Origin of the sequence: Streptomyces sp. MP131-18, from assembly GCF_001984575.1 — a bacterium.
Classification (GTDB): Bacteria; Actinomycetota; Actinomycetes; order Streptomycetales; family Streptomycetaceae; genus Streptomyces; species Streptomyces johnsoniae.
Window position 1 is genome coordinate 3,585,839 of the sequence record NZ_LZNS01000001.1, and the last position, 16,987, is coordinate 3,602,825.

A 16,987-nucleotide genomic window follows, 5' to 3' on the forward strand; every position below is an offset into this window, starting at 1 on the left:
TAGTCCCTGAGGGCCTTGATCTCGCGGAACTTCTCCGCGCCGCAGGTTACTGGGTCACTGATCCGGTGAGTGTAGTCGGCCATATCCCCCAGGCCATCGGCTCATCAGCCGGGCCGAGCGACTCGTTGACATTCCGGAACGCGGTTCCGTATCGTCTTTACCGGAACACTGATCCGCCTAGGTGGGTACGTCAGCCGGCCTCGGCGTCGGCGACGTCCACCGCATCCGTCCGGAGGAGCACATCCATGCGCTACACCCGTGACCCTGTGCCCGCCTCACCGGTGCTCTCCATCGCACCGGTGACGCTGCCTGCCCAGGACCGTGCCGTCGATCTACAGCTGCGGATCTCGGCACCGGTATCCGGCACGGACCTCCCCATCGTCCTTCTGTCGCACGGACACGGCCCGTCGAACTTCCTGTCCTCGCTGCACGGCTACGGGCCGCTGAGGGACTTCCTCGCCGCGCGCGGCTTCGCGGTGCTCCAGCCCACGCACCTGGACTCGGCGACGCTCGGCCTGCGCGACGCCGACGATCCCGAGGCACCGCTGTACTGGCGCACGCGCGCCACGGACATGTCGTTCGTGCTCGATCACCTCGACAGTGCCGAGGAAGCTCTGCCTTCTCTGCGGGGACGCCTCGACCGGACCCGGATCGCCGTCGTCGGACACTCGATGGGTGGCTTCACGGCGAGCCTCCTGCTCGGCGCGCGCAGCATCGACCCGACGGACGGGTCACCGATCGATCTCGCCGAGCCGCGCCTCATGGCCGGCGTCCTGATGTCCGCGCCCGGGCATGGTGGTGACTCACTGAGCGAGTACGCCAAGGAGCACTACCCGGTCCTCTCGGGCACCGACTTCTCCTTCATGAGCACTCCCGCGCTCGTCATCGGAGGCGCCGAGGACCTCTCGTCCCACCTCAACGTCCGCGGACCCGACTGGCACACCGACGCCTACGCGCTCTCCCCCGGTCGCAAGGCACTGCTCCAGCTCCACGGCGCGGGCCATGCCCTCGGAGGTGTCTCGGGCTACGACGCCGCCGAAGCGACCGACGAGAACCCCGGCCTGGCCGCCGCCGCCCTATGGCTCACCTGGGCGTTCCTGCGCACGGAACTGGGCCTGGACGAGCACGCCTGGGACTTCGCCAGCAAAGCGCTCACAACCGCATCCACCCCGCTCGGACGGATCGAGACCCGGTGAGCAACGCGTCAGACCCACAGGACACGGGGAGCGGCACCGAGCCGAACCGCGAAAGCCAGTCGAACCAGCGCCCCGACGACGCGACCGGTCGCCTGACGACGACCGCTCTGATCACGGGCGCGGCACGTGGCATCGGAGCGGAGGTCGCCCGGCAGCTGGGCCGGCTGGGAACGCGCGTCGTCCTCACCGCACGAGACCCCGCCGACGCCGCGGCCACTGCCGAGCTCATCGACGGAGCCGAGGCCATGCCCGTGGGAGTGGACATCGCCGACCAGGCATCGGTCGAGGCCGCGGCACAGCTGTTCGCCGCCCGGTGGGGGCACCTCGACATCCTGATCAACAACGCGGCCGCTCCCCCCGACAGGGACGAGACGCCCTCACAGGCGAACCTCGCGGCGGCCTCGGACGCGCTGCGGGTGACGCTCTTCGGAACGTGGCGGATGACGCAGGCCTTCCTGCCTCTGCTGCACCGGTCGAGCCACCCCCGGATCGTCAACGTCAGCTCGGGCGCGGGATCACACACCGACGGACAGTACGGTTTCCCCGCCTTTGGCGGCGCGGCGGCGAGCCACGCGATCAGCAAGGCCGCGCTCAACGCGTTCACGGCGGTACTTGCAGCCGAACTGTCCGACACTCCCGTGATCGTGAACGCGGTCTGTCCCGGCGTGACGGCGACAGTGCCAGGCGCCGAAGCATTCGGCGCGCGCCCCGTCGAGGAAAGCGCCCCGGGAATCATCTGGGCCGCAACCCTGCCCGACCACGGCCCACGGGGCGGCTTCTTCCGCGACACCCGGCCTCTCGGCTGGTGAACCCGGCTCGACCCGCCGCCTCCGCTGATGCCGCGCCGGCGTAACCACCGGCGCAGGTCGTCGCAGTCGTAGCTCTTGTCGCCCCCTGAGGTCGGCCCGTGCCTTCGGCACCACCCACGAACACGGTTGGGACCCCTCCCGCGCAGGCCCCGGTATCAAAGGGGATATGAGACGACCCGTGCCTTTCGCTGTAGCCGTGGCCGCTGCCACGCTGGCCATCGGCGGCTGTTCCGATGACGGCGGTTCCGCCGGCGACGACAGGTCTGCGGCCACACCATCACCCACGTCGGCAGGACAACCGTCCCCCACGCCGAGTCCGAGCAGCCCCGCCCCCACCCCGACGGACTTCGGCGTCGAGGACCTCTCTGGAGGCTGGATGCCGGCCTACTCGGACAACGGCGCCGTTTACACCCTCCTCATCGACAGGAACGGAGACGCCGACTCGGTCGGCAGCCCCGGTTCCTACTCCGCTCTTGCAGGAGACGAAGTCTGCTTCGGCTCCATCGAGGACGAGAACGACGGACAGCTCACGGTAGAACTGGACTGCAGCAGCCTCGCCGACCTCAGAGGCCCCCAGGACTCATACCGGGGCACAGCCACCGTCGAGACCTCACCCGAGTCGGCCGGTTCCATGTGGGACATCTGGGACTGCGACGAGGGTCCAGGCGTCCTGCTCATCACATGGGAGGACGGGCATCAGGATGCCCTGTGCCGCACAGGCGACACCGACACCACCCCGGCTCCTGAGAGCTGAGGCCCCCAGCCGTCACACCCGGCGCGGGCCGCCATGACCCGTTCGGCAACGCTGCCGGCCTCTTGGTGGCCGGCGGGCTGCGGGGTCCGGTCGACGCCGGCCGGCGCCAGGCGCAGCGGGGCCCGCAGGGCATGCGGTCTCGGGGCGTTGACGGCAACTCCGTGAGCGGACCGGTCCGAGCGGAGGGGCATCCCGACAGGACCCTCCGAGCGCAGCGGCTGCTCGCCCGGGCGACGGCGACGACCCGGAGGACACCACGGAACCCCCGCCGGGGACGGCGGAACGCGGCCGTCCCCGGCGCCGACGGGGTGCGCCGGCGCCGAGGCGGGCGGCCGCCGGGGCGAGGCCAGGCCAGGCCAGGTAGCGAGGTGTCAGTAGCCGTGGATCATCTTGTAGGCGACCTCCGGCAGGAACTGCCCGGCCGTGGAGCCCGATCCGACACCGCAGTCGCCATCGGACTCACCCGGGGTCTTGAGCCACAGGAGCATCTCGGCACCGCTCCCCCCTTCCTGGGTGGGGGTGCCGATCCTGCGACCGCCGGGGTTGCACCATTCGCCGTTGGAGCCGTTGCCGTTGCGGCTGGTGTCCACGACGAACGGTTTGCCGTAGCCGTGACGCTGCCCCAGCACCTGGTTTATGCCGGCGGCGTAGGACGCGTTCTCCGAAGTGGGGAAGTAGTTCGAGACGTTGAGGGAGAAGCCCCTGGCCTGGCCGAGACCGGCGGCGTGGAGGCGGTCGGCCATGGTCGAGGCGTCGACCCAGCCCGGGTTGCCCGCGTCGAGGTAGACCCAGGCGTTCGGCGCCTTGGACCGGAATTCGGCGAGGGCGTTGACGAGCATGTTCTGGCGCTCGTCGATCTGCTCCTGGGTCATGCAGCTGTAGTCGCCGAGGGCGTCCGGTTCGAGAACGACGACCGCCGGACGGTTGCCGACGCCGTCGGCGAAGGCGGCGATCCAGGCCGCGTACTCGGACGGGGACGCGGCTCCGCCCCCCGAGTGCCCACCGCAGGCGTCGCGGCCGTACATGTTGTAGGCGACGAGGAGCGGGAGTTTGTCGGCGGACTGAGCCGCGCCGACGAAGGAGCCCGTGGCGGAACGGATGTCCCCGCTCCACGAGCCGAACCAGCGGGCCATGGGGACACCGGCGATGGAGTCGCGGATCGAGGCGGCGCGTCCGTCACCGGGGTTGGCGGCCGACCAGACCGCCGGGCTGGAATCCGGGTCGACGTAGAAGCCGCTGGTCATGGCGAGCGGGTCGGGGGCCGCCTGCGCGGAGGGCGAGGAGGCCAGGAACAGTGGCAGAGCGAGGAGTCCTGCCACTGCCCCGCGTAGGAGTCTGCGCATGGATGTACCTCATTCATCAAAAGGGGAGCGCCGCGCGGCCTTCGTCCTGAGCCGTCGGCACGGGGAGCGGGGGCATGCCGGGCTGCGGCGTGCCGGGCGCGAGCGGCGCTTCGAGAGCGTTGGTTCGGAAGCGTTGATCTGGAAGCGCTCCCACTCCGGTGAGGGGCGACCTCACGGTCTTCTCGATATGGTGTGTGTGCTGTTGGGAGCTGTCAAGAGGGGCCGCGTCAGCTACTCGTCAGGCAAGGCGTGATGAACGCGGATACGCTCTAGAATGGAAGCGCTCCCAGAGATTCCCAGCGGGATGACCCAGCGGATGACCCAGCGGGAACGACCAGGCGACCGCAGCGAGGAAGGGCCCGCAGTTCATGACAGATATGCCGCGCCGGCGGCCCACGCTCGACGAGGTGGCCGAGCGTGCCGGCGTCTCCCGTTCGGCGGCTTCCCGGGTGCTCAACAACGCGCCCCACGTCAGCCGCGACAAGCGCGAGGCGGTCCAACGGGCCATCAGGGAGCTCCGTTACGTGCCGAACACGACGGCGCGGGCACTCGCGACCCGCCAGCGGGGAGTGGCCGCTCTCGTCATCTCGGGGGAGACACCTGCGATCTTCGCGGACCCGTTCTTCGCCAAGGTGATCGTCGGTGCGTCGGCCGCCCTGGAGGAGGCCGATCTGCACCTGATGCTGTGCCTTGCAGCCGCCGACCGCAGTCGGCAGCGCCTGGCGGAACTGCTGCGTGCCCGGGGCGTCGACGGCGTGATGCTCATGGCTGTTCGCGAGAACGACCCCGTGCTCCACACCGCCCGGGAGACGGAGCTGCCCGTGGTCTTCGGCGGACGCCCGGCCGGTCACGAACCGCCGTGGTACGTGGACGCCGACAACGTCGGCGGCGCGCGCCGGGCCACGGAGCATTTGCTCGCCCGCGGACGGAGGCGGGTGGTCATGATCTGCGGACCGCTGGACACACAGGTCAGCCGCGAACGCCACCGCGGTTACCGGGAGGCCATGATCCTTGCCGGGCTCGAGCCCCTCCCCCCGGCGAGCGGGGACTTCACCGAGCCCAGCGGGGCCACCGCCATGACCGAACTGCTCGAACGGCACCCGGACGTGGACGCGGTTTTCGCCGCCAACGACAACATGGCGGCCGGTGCCCTGCGCGCGCTGCGCGGCGCCGGCCGGGCCGTCCCGCACGACGTCGCGGTCGTGGGGTTCGACGACCTGGACATCGCGCAGATCACCGAACCGTCGCTGACCACGGTTCGCCAGCCCATCCAGGCCCTGGGCCACGAAACAGCACGCATGCTCGTCAGGCTCATCGGCGGCGAGGAGCCCAGCCCGCTGATACTGCCCACCCGCCTGGTCGCGCGTTCCAGCACCTGACCCGCCGGGGGACCGCATGGACGAACGCGTCGGCGGCCACCGCGACGGTGTCCAGGCGGTCCACGGTCGGGCCGGGGCCGCCGCCGAGACCCGCGAGGCCGTCGAGGCCGTCGAGGCCGTCGAGGCGCTCATCCGGCGCCGCGGATACCGGCGCCGGAAGAAGTCCGCCGGGCCGTCGCCGATGCCGGAGCCGATCTCCCACGAACTCGCCTGGCCCTATCCGAGCGAGATCATCAAAAGGAGCCGGCAGGTCGCCCGCGAACACTCGCTCGCCGTGCCCGTGGCCGAGCACGGTGGCCACGCCCCCGACCGGGCCGGACCGAGACCGTGCCGGCCCGTCACCCCACCGCCGTTACGCCACACACGACTGTCCGCCAGGCGTCACCTGCTCGACCCGGGACACCGGCCGCGTCGCCACCATCGCCGGCCCCTCCACTCCTTCGCCGACCGTGCCCGACTGGCCGGCTGCCGCGCGGCATTGGACATCAGCGGCACCCCGGCGGACGAGGACTCTTCCGTACCGGCGACTTCTACGCGAAGCCCTGGCACCTGGTGCGGGCCCTGGCCGACCCGCGGGCCGCCCTGCGTCGCCGGCACCGGGCCCCTCCCGCTGGTGCGGCGGTCCGTGGCACGGCGGCATCACGGCGTCGGCCCGTGCCGGCCGGGCGCCGACCGGGCGGCTGCTCCGGGCAACCGAAGCTCGGCGAGAGGGAGTTGCCGCTCGGTGCCGACCCGCGCGGGCTATGGTGAGGGCGGGGCGTCCGGGGTGCGGGGGACCGCACCGAGTGCCCGGGTCCGGCGTGCTGCGTGGAAGGTTCCGTGAACTACCGAACGTACAGAATCGCCCTCGTGACCCTTCTCCTCGTGCCGGCGGCATGGGGAGCGGCGAGCCTGGCGGGGTCCCTGACGGCGTCGACGGAGGTCGTGTGCCCCGGGGAGAACGTGGGCGAGGACGGGGAGGAGCACCCGGGGCCGATGCGCCCCGGTGACACCCAATGCGCGGTGCTGGACGGGTCCGTCATGGTGGGGACACGAACCTACGAGCAGCAGCAGCGGACACAGTCCCTTGAGCGGCGTCGGGACGCCAGGAACGGAATCCTGCTGCTGACGTACAGCGCCGTGGGGGCGTTCCTGGCGTGGCGCGCCTCGCCGCGGGGAGCGGACGAGGACTGAACGCCTCCCGTCACAGCGTCGGCCCGCCGACAGGATCGCCCCGAACCGGCCGGGCACGCGGAACACCCCGGTACGCCGTTCAACGAGCCGAGCCGAGCCGAGCGCCGTGTGCCGTGTGCCGCCCATCCCTCGAGCGCGCCTCCATACCTTCGGAAATAGGGCTCCGGGCGGTATCGGCTGGCGGGCGGCCTCCCGGCATGGCGCCGGCACCACCAGGCAACCGCCGCCGCAACCACTCGCTCCGCCCTCGACGTGGTGCCGGCCGTGGCAGCCTCCGGAGCCGCCATCCGGTCGGGCGCGTTCAGTCCCGGCCGCCGGGGTGGTGGTGCCGCCAGATGGCGAAGACCGTGCAGGACGCCGCGGCCCAGCCGACCAGCACCAGGTAGGGCTGGACGTGCTGGTGGCCGGCGAAGTACACGGCGGTGTGCTGCGCGTTCACGGAGGCACCGGGCGGCAGCCAGCGGCCGATCGCGCCGAGCACGGACGGCAGGAGCGGCCAGGAGACGGCGCCGCCGGAGGAGGGGTTGCCGAGCATCACCATCAGCACCCAGGTGGGCAGGATCGCCCAGCGCCGCACCAGGGTGTTGAACATCGTGAAGGTCATGCCCGAGGCGAACATGGTGAGCGAGACGATGGTCCAGGACTGGGGGAACGGCAGCTCCACCGCGTCGAGCAGCCACGTCACCGTCGCGACGATCGCGAAGCCGCCGAGCAGCGCGTAGGCGGCGGTGGCGAGGGCCCGTTCGAGGGGTTTGAGCGTGCCCGCGTTGGCGCTGAGCTGCACCGCGCCGAGGAAGCCGGTGATCACGGCGGCGATGGAGAGGTAGAACAGGGCGAGCCCGCGCGGGTCCCCAGGATGCAGGGGTTTGAGGTCGCGGATGTCAAGGCGCGCGTCGACGGAGCGGGCCGCGGCGCGGGCGGCGCCGGTCAGGAGCTCCGCCACCGAGGCGCCGGCGGCGCTCGCGGTGTCCAGCTCGATGCGGCCGTTGCGCTCGCGCACGATGGCGAAGACGCGCTGCGCCTCGACGGCGTCCACAGCCTGTGGATAGTCCGCGTACTCCCGCCGGTCCAGGGAGGCCGAGAGCCGCTCCTGCAACGCGTCGAGGAACGCACCGTCCGGGCGGCCGACGACCGCGACCGGCACCTCGCGCGGCGTCGGATTCGCCATCGCGTACGTGTAGGAGCCGGCGAAGAGACCGGCGGAGGCCGCGACGATCAGCACGATCACGAGCGCGGGAAGGTACGGCGAGTGCCGGAAGGCACGCCAGTGTCCACTCACCAGCCCACCATATTCGGACATAACGCCCACAACACGCCTGGTCGGATAACGGCTCGCCGCCCCCGCACGGAGGTGAGACCCTTGGGTGCGTATGTCTACACACCCCTCCCCCCTATCAGATCTCGCCGACCGGCTGCCCGGTCTCATGCTGCGCGACCAGCGCCGCCTCGGCCGCCGCCTCGACGGGGCCCGACGCGTCCGCAAGCCGGCCGCGCAGGCCGCGGTGCTCGCGGAGATCGCCGAGGCGGTCGGCGCGGCCGAGCTGCGCGTGCAGGCGCGGCGCGCCGCCGTACCGCGGATCACCTATCCCGAGCAGTTGCCCGTCAGCCAGAAGAAGGACGAGATCCTGGCGGCGATACGCGATCACCAGGTGGTGATCGTCGCCGGGGAGACGGGCTCGGGCAAGACCACCCAGATCCCGAAGATCTGCCTGGAGCTGGGCCGCGGGGTCCAGGGGCTGATCGGGCACACCCAGCCGCGCCGGATCGCGGCGCGCACGGTCGCGCAGCGCGTCGCCGACGAGCTGGGCGGGCAGTTGGGCGACGCGGTCGGCTACAAGGTGAGGTTCACCGACCAGGCCGGCGACGACACACTGGTCAAGCTGATGACCGACGGCATCCTGCTGGCGGAGGTCCAGCACGACCGCGAGCTGCGCCAGTACGACACCCTCATCATCGACGAGGCCCACGAGCGCAGCCTCAACATCGACTTCCTGCTCGGCTACCTGGCCCAACTGCTGCCGCGCCGCCCGGATCTGAAGGTGGTCATCACCTCGGCCACGATCGACCCGCAGCGGTTCGCGCGGCACTTCCGCGACCGCGAGGGGCGCGACGCGCCGGTCATCGAGGTCTCGGGCCGCACGTTCCCCGTGGAGGTGCGCTACCGGCCGCTGCTGGAGGAGGAGGGCGAGGCGCCGGACCGCGACCAGGTCACCGCGATCTGCGAGGCGGTCGACGAGCTTCAGGCCTCGGGCCCGGGCGACATCCTGGTCTTCCTCTCCGGCGAGCGGGAGATCCGCGACACCGCGGACGCGCTGGAGAAGCGGAAGCTGCGCATGACCGAGGTGCTGCCGCTGTACGCGCGGCTGTCGCACGGCGAGCAGCAGCGGGTCTTCCAGGCGCACCCGGGGCGGCGGGTGGTCCTGGCGACGAACGTGGCGGAGACCTCGCTGACGGTGCCCGGCATCAAGTACGTGATCGACCCGGGCACGGCCCGCATCTCGCGCTACAGCCACCGCACCAAGGTGCAGCGGCTGCCGATCGAGGCGGTCTCGCAGGCCAGCGCGAACCAGCGGAAGGGCCGCTGCGGCCGGACCAGCGACGGCATCTGCATCCGGCTGTACTCGGAGGAGGACTTCCTCTCCCGGCCGGAGTTCACCGACGCGGAGATCCTGCGGACGAACCTGGCCTCGGTGATCCTCCAGATGAACGCGGCGGGTCTCGGCGACATCGAGCGCTTCCCGTTCATCGACCCGCCCGACCACCGGTCGATCAAGGCGGGCGTGCAGCTGCTCGAAGAGCTGGGCGCGCTCGCGGGCGCGCGGCTGACGGACACGGGCCGGAAGCTGGCGCAGCTGCCGGTGGACCCGCGGCTGGCTCGGATGATCCTGGAGGCGGACCGCAACGGGTGCGCGCGCGAGGTCATGGTGATCGCCGCCGCGCTGTCGATCCAGGACCCGCGGGAGCGGCCGGCGGACAAGCAGCAGCAGGCGGACGCGAAGCACGCCAGGTTCCGGGAGGGGCCCGCGGAGGAGTCGGACTTCCTGGGGCTGCTCGCACTGTGGCGTTACGTGCGGGAGCAGCAACGGGCGCTGTCGTCCTCGGCGTTCAGGCGGATGTGCCGGACGGAGTTCCTGAACTACCTGCGGATACGCGAGTGGCAGGACATCTATTCCCAACTGCGCACGGTTGCGAAGACGTTGCGCATCGAGCTGTCGGAGCTCGACGCGGAGCCCGCGCGCATCCACCAGTCGCTGCTCGCCGGGCTGCTGTCGCACGTGGGCCTCAAGGACCCCGACAAGCACGAGTATCTGGGCGCGCGGGGCACGAAGTTCGCGGTGTTTCCCGGGTCCGTGCTGTTCAAGAAGCCGCCGCGGTGGGTGATGTCCGCCGAGCTGGTGGAGACCTCGCGGCTGTGGGCGCGCGTCAACGGCCGGATCGAGCCGGAGTGGATCGAGCCGCTCGCCGGGCACCTGGTGAAGCGGACGTACAGCGAGCCGCACTGGGAGCAGAAGCAGGCGGCGGTGATGGCGTACGAGCGGGTGACGCTGTACGGCGTGCCGATCGTGGCACAGCGGAAGGTGAACTACGGGCGGATCGACCCGGTGGTCTCGCGGGACCTGTTCCTGCGGAACGCGCTGGTGGAGGGTGACTGGCGCACCCGGCACCAGTTCTTCCACGACAACAGGAAGCTGCTGGCCGAGGTCGAGGAGCTGGAGCACCGGGCGCGGCGGCGCGACATCCTGGTGGACGACGAGACGCTGTACGACTTCTACGACCAGCGCGTGCCCGAAGACGTGGTGTCGGGTGCGCACTTCGACTCCTGGTGGAAGAAGAAGCGCCAGGCGGAGCCGGACCTGCTCAGCTTCGAGAAGTCCATGCTCATCAACGAGCAGGCGGAGCGGGTCACCAAGGCCGACTACCCGGACACGTGGCGGCAGGGGCGGCTGACGTTCCCCGTGACGTACCAGTTCGAGCCGGGCGCGGACGCGGACGGCGTGACGGTGCATCTGCCGCTCCAGGTGCTGAACCAGGTGTCGGCCGAGGGCTTCGACTGGCAGATCCCGGGTTTGCGCGAGCAGTTGGTCACCGAGCTGATCAGGTCGCTGCCGAAGCCGGTGCGGCGGCACTGCGTTCCCGCGCCGAACTTCGCGCAGCGGTTCCTCGCGCAGACGCCGGAGCCGACGGGCGACCCGCTGCACGTTGCGCTGGCGCGCGAGCTGACGCGGCTGACGGGCGTGCGGATCGCGCCGGAGGACTTCGCGCCGGAACGGATTCCCGGGCATCTGCGGATCACGTTCCGGATCGTGGACGAGCGGCGGCGGAAGCTGTCGGTCGACGGCCGCGACGCCGAGGACAAGGATCTGGAGGCGCTGCGGGAGCGGCTGCGGCCGAAGGCGCGGCAGGCGCTGGACCGGGCGTTCGCGGCGACCGCGGAGGGCCTGACGTCCTGGACGGTCGGCACGCTGCCGCGCACGTTCGAGACGCGGCGCGGCGGCCAGCCGGTGAAGGCGTTCCCCGCGCTGGTGGACGAGGGCGCGACGGTGGCGGTGCGGCTGTTCGACAGCGAGGCGGAGCAGCGGCAGGCGATGGGCCCGGGCACGCGGCGGCTCGTGCTGCTGAACCTCCCTTCCGATCCGGGGAAGTTCGCGCAGCGGCAGCTGGACAACGCGGCGAAGCTCGCGCTGTCCAGGTCGCCCCACGGCGGCGTACAGGCCCTGCTGGACGACTGCGTGGGCGCGGCGGCCGATCAGCTGATCGCGGCGCACGGCGGGCCGGTGTGGGACGAGGAGGCGTTCCGCAAGCTGTTCGACGCGGTGCGGGCGGACGTGGTGGACGTGACCCTGCGGATCGTGCGGCAGGTGCGGGAGGTGCTGTCGGCCTGGCAGGTGTGCGAACGGCGCCTCGCGGGGGTGACGAGCCCGGTGCTCGCGCCCGCCGTGGCGGACGTGACGGCGCAGCTGGCGGCGCTGGTGCCGCCGGGCTTCGTGACGCGCCACGGGGCGCGGCGGCTGCCGGATCTGCTGCGCTACCTGATGGCGGCCGACCGGCGGCTCCAGCAACTGCCGCACCAGGCCGAGAAGGACCGGGCGCGGATGGCGAAGGTCCACGAGATGCAGGACGAACACGCCTGGCTGCTCGAACAGTTCCCCGCGGGGCGGCCGGTGCCGGCGCAGGCCGCGGACATCCGCTGGATGATCGAGGAGCTGCGCGTGAGCTACTTCGCGCACGCCCTGGGCACGGCGCAGCCGGTGTCCGACAAGCGCATCCTGAAGGCCATCGACGCGCTCGTTCCATAGGGCCGCGGGGCCGCCCGGTCGGCCGCCGGCCCCGTGCGCGTCCGGGCGCGTCCGGGCGCGGACCGCGCCCGGACCGCGATTGGCCCGGGCGGGGCGCGCTGGGGTAGAGTCTCGCTCGCACGCATGGTCCTGTGGAGCAGTTTGGAGTGCTCGCCACCCTGTCAAGGTGGAGGCCGCGGGTTCAAATCCCGTCAGGACCGCGGACATCAGCCCGGACCCCCATTTGGGGGTCCGGGCTTTCGCTGTTGGGTAGTGATGTAGGTGGGGCCGCGGGTGGGGCGGGCGCGTACTACCGCAAGATCATCCGGGCGGGCAAGCCAACGGAGGTGTGACGGGAGTCACGGAACTTGATAGCGCGCTGAGCTCATTCGACCCCGTAGAGACACTCGCCAATTTAATATGTGCAATTGCACGGGGCACCCGCCACCGGCCCCACACACAAAGAGATCGCGCCGGACCCGGCGGAGTCCGACGCGATCTAGGGCCAAGCGGGCCGGGGTGGGGGCCCCGGGGCCTGGGTCGTGCTGCGTTGCTCAGGCCTCGCCGCGCTGCTGCGGGATGCCCGCGAGCAGCGCGCGCACCTCCGCTTCGCGGTAGCGGCGGTGCCCACCAAGCGTGCGGATTGACGTGAGCTTGCCCGCCTTTGCCCAGCGTGTGACCGTTTTCGGGTCTACGCGGAACATCGTGGCAACCTCAGCCGGGGTCAGCAGCGGCTCGGCATCAGGGGTGCGAGCGGTCATGAGCGGCCTCCTCGGGAGAACCGAACCATCACGGTTCTTTCCTCTAAATTCTGCACCTTGACCCACGTTGCCCGAAATGGCGGACGAGGGTCGAGTCGGTTATAGGACGAACGGCTTGTCCTCGGCACTACAACTACACCATCCGTCCAGCCGGGTCGGCCAAACCGATGGAATTGCCCTCTCAGGTGTTCAACCTCGGCGGAAGCCACCGGAGCATGCCATAGCGGACAGTCACGCCACCGTGACGATCAGTCACTCCACGATGACTCACCACCGGGCCGCCCGACGGACAGCTGAAGCTGCTCCGAGCTCCTTGTCCTATTTTGACACGAGGAGACTACTTGTTGGCAAGAGTTCCTTACAGTGCCTTCCATCACGCTTGGGGCTTTAGTCCCTAGATCAGTTGGCGAACTGACGCTCGCGAATCGCCATCCAGCGGTCGGTCAGCTCCTCGTAGAGCCGGCCCGCCCGTTCGGCGTCGCCGGCCGCGAGCGCGGCGAGCCCCTCCGTGACGTCGGCCGCGGAGCGGTCCGCGGCCAGTTGGTCCTCGGGAATCGTATAGATCAATCCCCCGTAGTCCAGTTCGACAAGTGAGCGGGGGTGGAACTCCTCCAGCCACCGCCCCACATCGGTGAGCGCCTCGGCGAGCGGCCCCTGCGGCATCGCCTCGCGCACCGTGCGCAGCCCGCGCGCCACCCGGCGCCGCGCCTCCACCATCGGCGTCCGGTAGCTCAGCGCGGGCGCCGCCGCCGGCCCCGGCCCCTCCCCGGACTTGCGGAAGATCCGTTCGGCATCGGTGAAAAGCGTGAACCAGCGCACCGGAACGTGCCACAGCGCCGACCGGATCCACGGGCGCGCGTCCGGGTTCCGCTCGCGCCAGTCGCTGTAGTCGGCCGCCGCCCGGCGCCGCACGCCGGGCGGCAGCGCGGCGTCGAGCACCGGCTGCGGCATCAGCCAGTCCCCCACGTCGCCCAGCGCCTGCCAGGAGCGCAGCCGGGTCCGCCACGGGCACACGCACAGCACGCCGTCGACCGTCGTCACGAACGCGTCGCCGCTCTCCCTGGCCGGTGCCGCCCGCGGCGGCGTCGCCACGAGCCCGGCCAGGGCGTGGCCGATCTCGTCCTGCGCGGTCGGCAGCCGGTCGCGCTGGGCGTATGCCGCCCAGTGCGAGCGCTCCGGCTCCGGGAAGGCCGCAAGCGGCTCGTAGACCCGGAGATACGCCGCGTACGGCACGTTCGGCACTCGGCCCTCCCTCTCCCGGGCCGCCGCCGCGGCGGCCCCACCCGCAGGCGACGCGTCCGATCGTGTCAGGGAGCCGAACCCGGGGCATCCCCTCGCCCGCAATCGCCGTAGTCTCATCCCAACAATGCCCTCCCAACCCAACGGGGAGCATCCGCATCGACATACAGGAGTCACCACCGTGACCGACGTAGGTGCCGCGCCCGGCGTCGAGCGCACCGCCCAACCAGGCGCGCTGGAAACCCTCTTCCACTCCGACCAGGGCGGTCACGAAGAGGTCCTGCTCTGCCAGGACCGGACCACCGGCCTCAAGGCCGTCATCGCCCTGCACTCCACCGCCCTGGGCCCCGCCCTGGGCGGCACGCGCTTCCACGCCTACGCCGGCGAGGCGAGGCCGGAGGAGGCCGCCCTGCGCGACGCCCTGAACCTGGCGCGCGGCATGAGCTACAAGAACGCACTGGCGGGCCTGCCGCACGGCGGCGGCAAGGCCGTGATCATCGGCGATCCGGACCAGATCAAGACCGAAGAGCTTCTGCTCGCCTACGGCCGGTTCGTGGACGGCCTCGGCGGGCGCTACGTCACCGCCTGCGACGTGGGCACCTACGTCGGCGACATGGACGTGGTCGCCCGCACCTGCCGCTGGACCACCGGCCGCTCCCCCGAGGCGGGCGGCGCCGGGGACTCCTCCGTGCTCACCGCCTTCGGCGTCTACCAGGGCATGCGCGCCGGCGCCGCGCACCGCTGGGGCAGCCCCGAGCTGACCGGCCGCACGGTCGGCGTGGCCGGCGTCGGCAAGGTCGGGCACCTGCTCGCCGGGCTCCTCGTCGAGGCGGGGGCGCGCGTGCTGGTCACCGACGTCAGGCCCGGCGCCGTCGCGCAGGTGCTGGCCGCGCACCCGCAGGTCACCGCGGTGCCGACGACCGAGGCCCTGATCACCGCGGAGGGCCTGGACATCTACGCGCCCTGTGCGCTCGGCGGCGTGCTCAGCGACACCACGGTGCCCCTGCTGACCGCGGACATCGTCTGCGGCGCGGCGAACAACCAGCTCTCGCGCCCCGGCGTGGCCAAGGACCTGGCCGAGCGGGGCATCCTCTACGCGCCCGACTACGTCGTGAACTCGGGCGGCGTCATCCAGGTCGCCGACGAGCTCCACGGCTTCGACTTCGCACGTGCGAAGGCAAAGGCGGCAAAGATTTACGAGACGGCGCTGGAGATCTTCGGCCATGCGGCGGCCGAGGGCGTACCCCCCGCCGTGGCCGCCGACCGGATCGCCGAGCGCCGGATGGCGCAGGCCGCGAACGCTGAACGTGCGTATGCGTAAGACATGTCACCCCCGCGCGCGAGTCGCGCGTCGAAAGAAGGTAAAATCGCCGTTGACCAGCAAAGAGAGGCCCATCGGTCGCCGTGCGTGCGGCCCGGTCCTGCGGACGGCGTACCGTAGGGTCGCGGAAGCAGGTACGGTTGAAGGCCGATGGACCGGGCTCTCGTCCGAGAGCTCGTTCTCATTCATGAACGGATGTCAACACTCCGGGGCCGTTGCGCCCCGTCGTTGAGGGGGTCGAGCCAATGGGGCGCGGCCGGGCCAAGGCCAAGCAGACGAAGGTCGCCCGCCAGCTGAAGTACAACAGCGGCAGGACGGACCTTTCTCGTCTGGCCGAGGAGCTGGGTGCATCGTCGACGACGCCGCCGGAACAGCCGCCGAACGGCGAGCGGTTCGAGGACGACGACGATGAGCTGGACGACGACCTGTACGCACGGTACGCGGAGTTGTACGACGAGGAGGACGACGACGACGGGCCGTCGTCCGACGCCTCGTCCAAACGCCGTGGCGCCTGACCCGCAGCTTCGCACTGCGGACTGACCGAGAAGACGACGCGACAGACTCCGACCCGGTCCGGCATCGCCGGACCGGGTTCAGTCCTGCCCGCTCGCCTGCGGCCGGACGGGCGCCGGGCGGCTTCAGACCGCATGGTCTCCGGTGAGGACGGCCGTGCCGCCCGGCCGGTCCGCTCCCGCCTCGGTGACCTCGCCCGCCACCCACGCCGGAACGCCGCGGTCCGCGAGCGTGGCCAGCGCGGCGGGCACCGCGTCCTGCGGTACGAGGGCGAACATGCCGATGCCCATGTTCAGCGTGCGTTCCAGCTCCTCCCGGGCCACCCGCCCGGCCGCCCCGACGGCGCCGAAGACCGGCGGCGGGGTCCAGGTGGCGCGGTCCACCGTGGCATGCAGCTCCGGCGGGAGCACCCGCGCCAGATTGGCCGCGAGCCCGCCGCCCGTCACGTGCGCGAGCGCATGCACCTCGACGGCCCCGATCAGCGCCAGGCAGTCGAGCGTGTAGATGCGGGTGGGCCGCAGCAGCTCCTCGCCCAGCGTGCCGCCGAACTCGGGCACGTGCCGTTCGAGGGACCAGCCCGCCCGGTCGAAGAACACATGCCGCACCAGCGAGTACCCGTTGGAGTGAAGGCCGGAGGAGGCGAGCGCGAGCACCGCGTCACCCGGCCGGACGCGCTCGGCGCCCAGCACCAGGTCCGCCTCGACCACGCCCGTGCCGGCCCCGGCGACGTCGTACTCGTCGGGGCCGAGCAGGCCCGGGTGCTCGGCCGTCTCGCCGCCGACCAGCGCGCACCCGGCCAGCACGCAGCCCTCCGCGATGCCCTTGACGATTCTGGCGACCCGCTCCGGGCGGACCTTGCCCACACAGATGTAGTCGGTCATGAACAGCGGCTCCGCGCCGCAGACGACCAGGTCGTCCACCACCATCGCGACCAGGTCCTGGCCGATGGTGTCGTGCACGTCCATCCGCTGGGCGATCACGAGCTTGGTGCCGACGCCGTCGGTGGCCGAGGCCAGCAGCGGGCGGCGGTAGCGCAGCAGGGCCGAAGCGTCGAAGAGGCCGGCGAACCCGCCGAGGGCCCCCATGCTCTCCGGCCGCTGGGTCGTGGCGACCCACTTCTTCATCAGCTCGACGGCGGTCTCGCCGGCCTGGATGTCGACGCCGGCCGCCGCGTAGCTGGCGCCGGGCGGCGCGTTCTCGGTCATCAGGGAGATCTTTCGTAT

13 protein-coding genes and 1 tRNA gene are annotated in these 16,987 nt (G+C 71.5%); 9 read left to right on the forward strand and 5 right to left on the reverse strand.

All coding sequences use genetic code 11. The features are described from left to right. Positions 1-245: 245 nt before the first annotated feature. The 3 genes from STBA_RS15955 to STBA_RS15965 all read left to right on the forward strand — a co-directional run bounded on the left by STBA_RS15955 (position 246) and on the right by STBA_RS15965 (position 2,759). Positions 246-1,196 (forward strand): alpha/beta fold hydrolase, encoded by a 951-nt coding sequence (locus STBA_RS15955; RefSeq protein WP_077059893.1) that lies wholly within the window; start codon positions 246-248, stop codon positions 1,194-1,196. Further along, entirely contained in the window at positions 1,193-2,005 is an 813-nt protein-coding gene (locus STBA_RS15960; RefSeq protein ID WP_253194762.1) for an SDR family NAD(P)-dependent oxidoreductase, read from the forward strand. The genes STBA_RS15955 and STBA_RS15960 overlap by 4 nt, the downstream gene beginning before the upstream one ends. Before the next feature lie 376 nt (positions 2,006-2,381). Further along, complete coding sequence (locus tag STBA_RS15965) at positions 2,382-2,759, forward strand: hypothetical protein (RefSeq protein WP_077059894.1); 378 nt, start codon at positions 2,382-2,384, stop codon at positions 2,757-2,759. A 371-nt stretch (positions 2,760-3,130) separates the two neighbouring features. On the opposite strand, the gene STBA_RS15970 is transcribed toward STBA_RS15965, so the two are convergent. Continuing rightward, on the reverse strand, positions 3,131-4,102 hold the full coding sequence (locus STBA_RS15970; RefSeq protein ID WP_077059895.1) for a glycoside hydrolase family 6 protein: 972 nt from the start codon (positions 4,100-4,102) through the stop codon (positions 3,131-3,133). A gap of 368 nt (positions 4,103-4,470) precedes the next feature. Between STBA_RS15970 and STBA_RS15975 the strand changes: the two genes are divergently transcribed. Both STBA_RS15975 and STBA_RS15980 read left to right on the forward strand, forming a co-directional pair. Next, positions 4,471-5,481: a LacI family DNA-binding transcriptional regulator gene (locus tag STBA_RS15975; RefSeq protein WP_077059896.1), complete on the forward strand. Its 1,011-nt coding sequence runs from the start codon at positions 4,471-4,473 to the stop codon at positions 5,479-5,481. A gap of 849 nt (positions 5,482-6,330) precedes the next feature. Beyond that, the gene (locus STBA_RS15980) at positions 6,331-6,654 is read left to right on the forward strand and encodes a hypothetical protein (RefSeq protein WP_143659493.1); all 324 of its coding nucleotides are present in this window, start codon (positions 6,331-6,333) and stop codon (positions 6,652-6,654) included. Positions 6,655-6,955: 301 nt separating this feature from the next. Here the strand turns inward: STBA_RS15980 and STBA_RS15985 are convergent, their stop codons facing one another. After that, positions 6,956-7,954 (reverse strand): hypothetical protein, encoded by a 999-nt coding sequence (locus tag STBA_RS15985; protein WP_077059898.1) that lies wholly within the window; start codon positions 7,952-7,954, stop codon positions 6,956-6,958. 70 nt (positions 7,955-8,024) lie between these two features. On the opposite strand from STBA_RS15985, the gene hrpA reads away from it, so the two are divergent. Beyond that, entirely contained in the window at positions 8,025-11,951 is a 3,927-nt protein-coding gene (gene hrpA / locus STBA_RS15990; protein WP_077059899.1) for an ATP-dependent RNA helicase HrpA, read from the forward strand. Between the two features lie 125 nt (positions 11,952-12,076). Continuing rightward, positions 12,077-12,151: transfer RNA gene (locus STBA_RS15995), tRNA-Asp, on the forward strand. A gap of 333 nt (positions 12,152-12,484) precedes the next feature. On the opposite strand, the gene bldC is transcribed toward STBA_RS15995, so the two are convergent. Together bldC and STBA_RS16005 are read right to left on the reverse strand one after the other, a co-directional pair. Then, a complete protein-coding gene (gene bldC / locus STBA_RS16000; protein ID WP_019431930.1) occupies positions 12,485-12,691 on the reverse strand; it encodes a developmental transcriptional regulator BldC in 207 nt (68 codons plus the stop codon). A 399-nt stretch (positions 12,692-13,090) separates the two neighbouring features. Then, on the reverse strand, positions 13,091-13,933 hold the full coding sequence (locus tag STBA_RS16005) for a hypothetical protein (RefSeq protein ID WP_077059900.1): 843 nt from the start codon (positions 13,931-13,933) through the stop codon (positions 13,091-13,093). Positions 13,934-14,111: 178 nt separating this feature from the next. Here STBA_RS16005 and STBA_RS16010 point away from each other — a divergent pair, with 178 nt between their 5' ends. Together STBA_RS16010 and STBA_RS16015 are read left to right on the forward strand one after the other, a co-directional pair. Continuing rightward, entirely contained in the window at positions 14,112-15,251 is a 1,140-nt protein-coding gene (locus tag STBA_RS16010; protein WP_077059901.1) for a Glu/Leu/Phe/Val dehydrogenase dimerization domain-containing protein, read from the forward strand. A 245-nt stretch (positions 15,252-15,496) separates the two neighbouring features. Beyond that, entirely contained in the window at positions 15,497-15,766 is a 270-nt protein-coding gene (locus tag STBA_RS16015) for a DUF3073 domain-containing protein (protein WP_077059902.1), read from the forward strand. Between the two features lie 123 nt (positions 15,767-15,889). Here the strand turns inward: STBA_RS16015 and purM are convergent, their stop codons facing one another. Continuing rightward, positions 15,890-16,969: a phosphoribosylformylglycinamidine cyclo-ligase gene (purM, locus tag STBA_RS16020; RefSeq protein WP_077059903.1), complete on the reverse strand. Its 1,080-nt coding sequence runs from the start codon at positions 16,967-16,969 to the stop codon at positions 15,890-15,892. Positions 16,970-16,987 lie beyond the last annotated feature (18 nt).

Excerpts from the sequence above, each read along its gene's own strand:
- STBA_RS15955 (WP_077059893.1), top strand. The coding sequence starts at position 246 with ATGCGCTACACCCGTGACCCTGTGCCCGCCTCACCGGTGCTCTCCATC.
- STBA_RS15965 (WP_077059894.1), top strand. The coding sequence starts at position 2,382 with ATGCCGGCCTACTCGGACAACGGCGCCGTTTACACCCTCCTCATCGAC.
- STBA_RS15970 (WP_077059895.1), bottom strand. The coding sequence starts at position 4,102 with ATGCGCAGACTCCTACGCGGGGCAGTGGCAGGACTCCTCGCTCTGCCA.
- STBA_RS15975 (WP_077059896.1), top strand. The coding sequence starts at position 4,471 with ATGACAGATATGCCGCGCCGGCGGCCCACGCTCGACGAGGTGGCCGAG.
- STBA_RS15985 (WP_077059898.1), bottom strand. The coding sequence starts at position 7,954 with ATGTCCGAATATGGTGGGCTGGTGAGTGGACACTGGCGTGCCTTCCGG.
- hrpA (WP_077059899.1), top strand. The coding sequence starts at position 8,025 with ATGTCTACACACCCCTCCCCCCTATCAGATCTCGCCGACCGGCTGCCC.
- bldC (WP_019431930.1), bottom strand. The coding sequence starts at position 12,691 with ATGACCGCTCGCACCCCTGATGCCGAGCCGCTGCTGACCCCGGCTGAG.
- STBA_RS16015 (WP_077059902.1), top strand. The coding sequence starts at position 15,497 with ATGGGGCGCGGCCGGGCCAAGGCCAAGCAGACGAAGGTCGCCCGCCAG.
- purM (WP_077059903.1), bottom strand. The coding sequence starts at position 16,969 with ATGACCGAGAACGCGCCGCCCGGCGCCAGCTACGCGGCGGCCGGCGTC.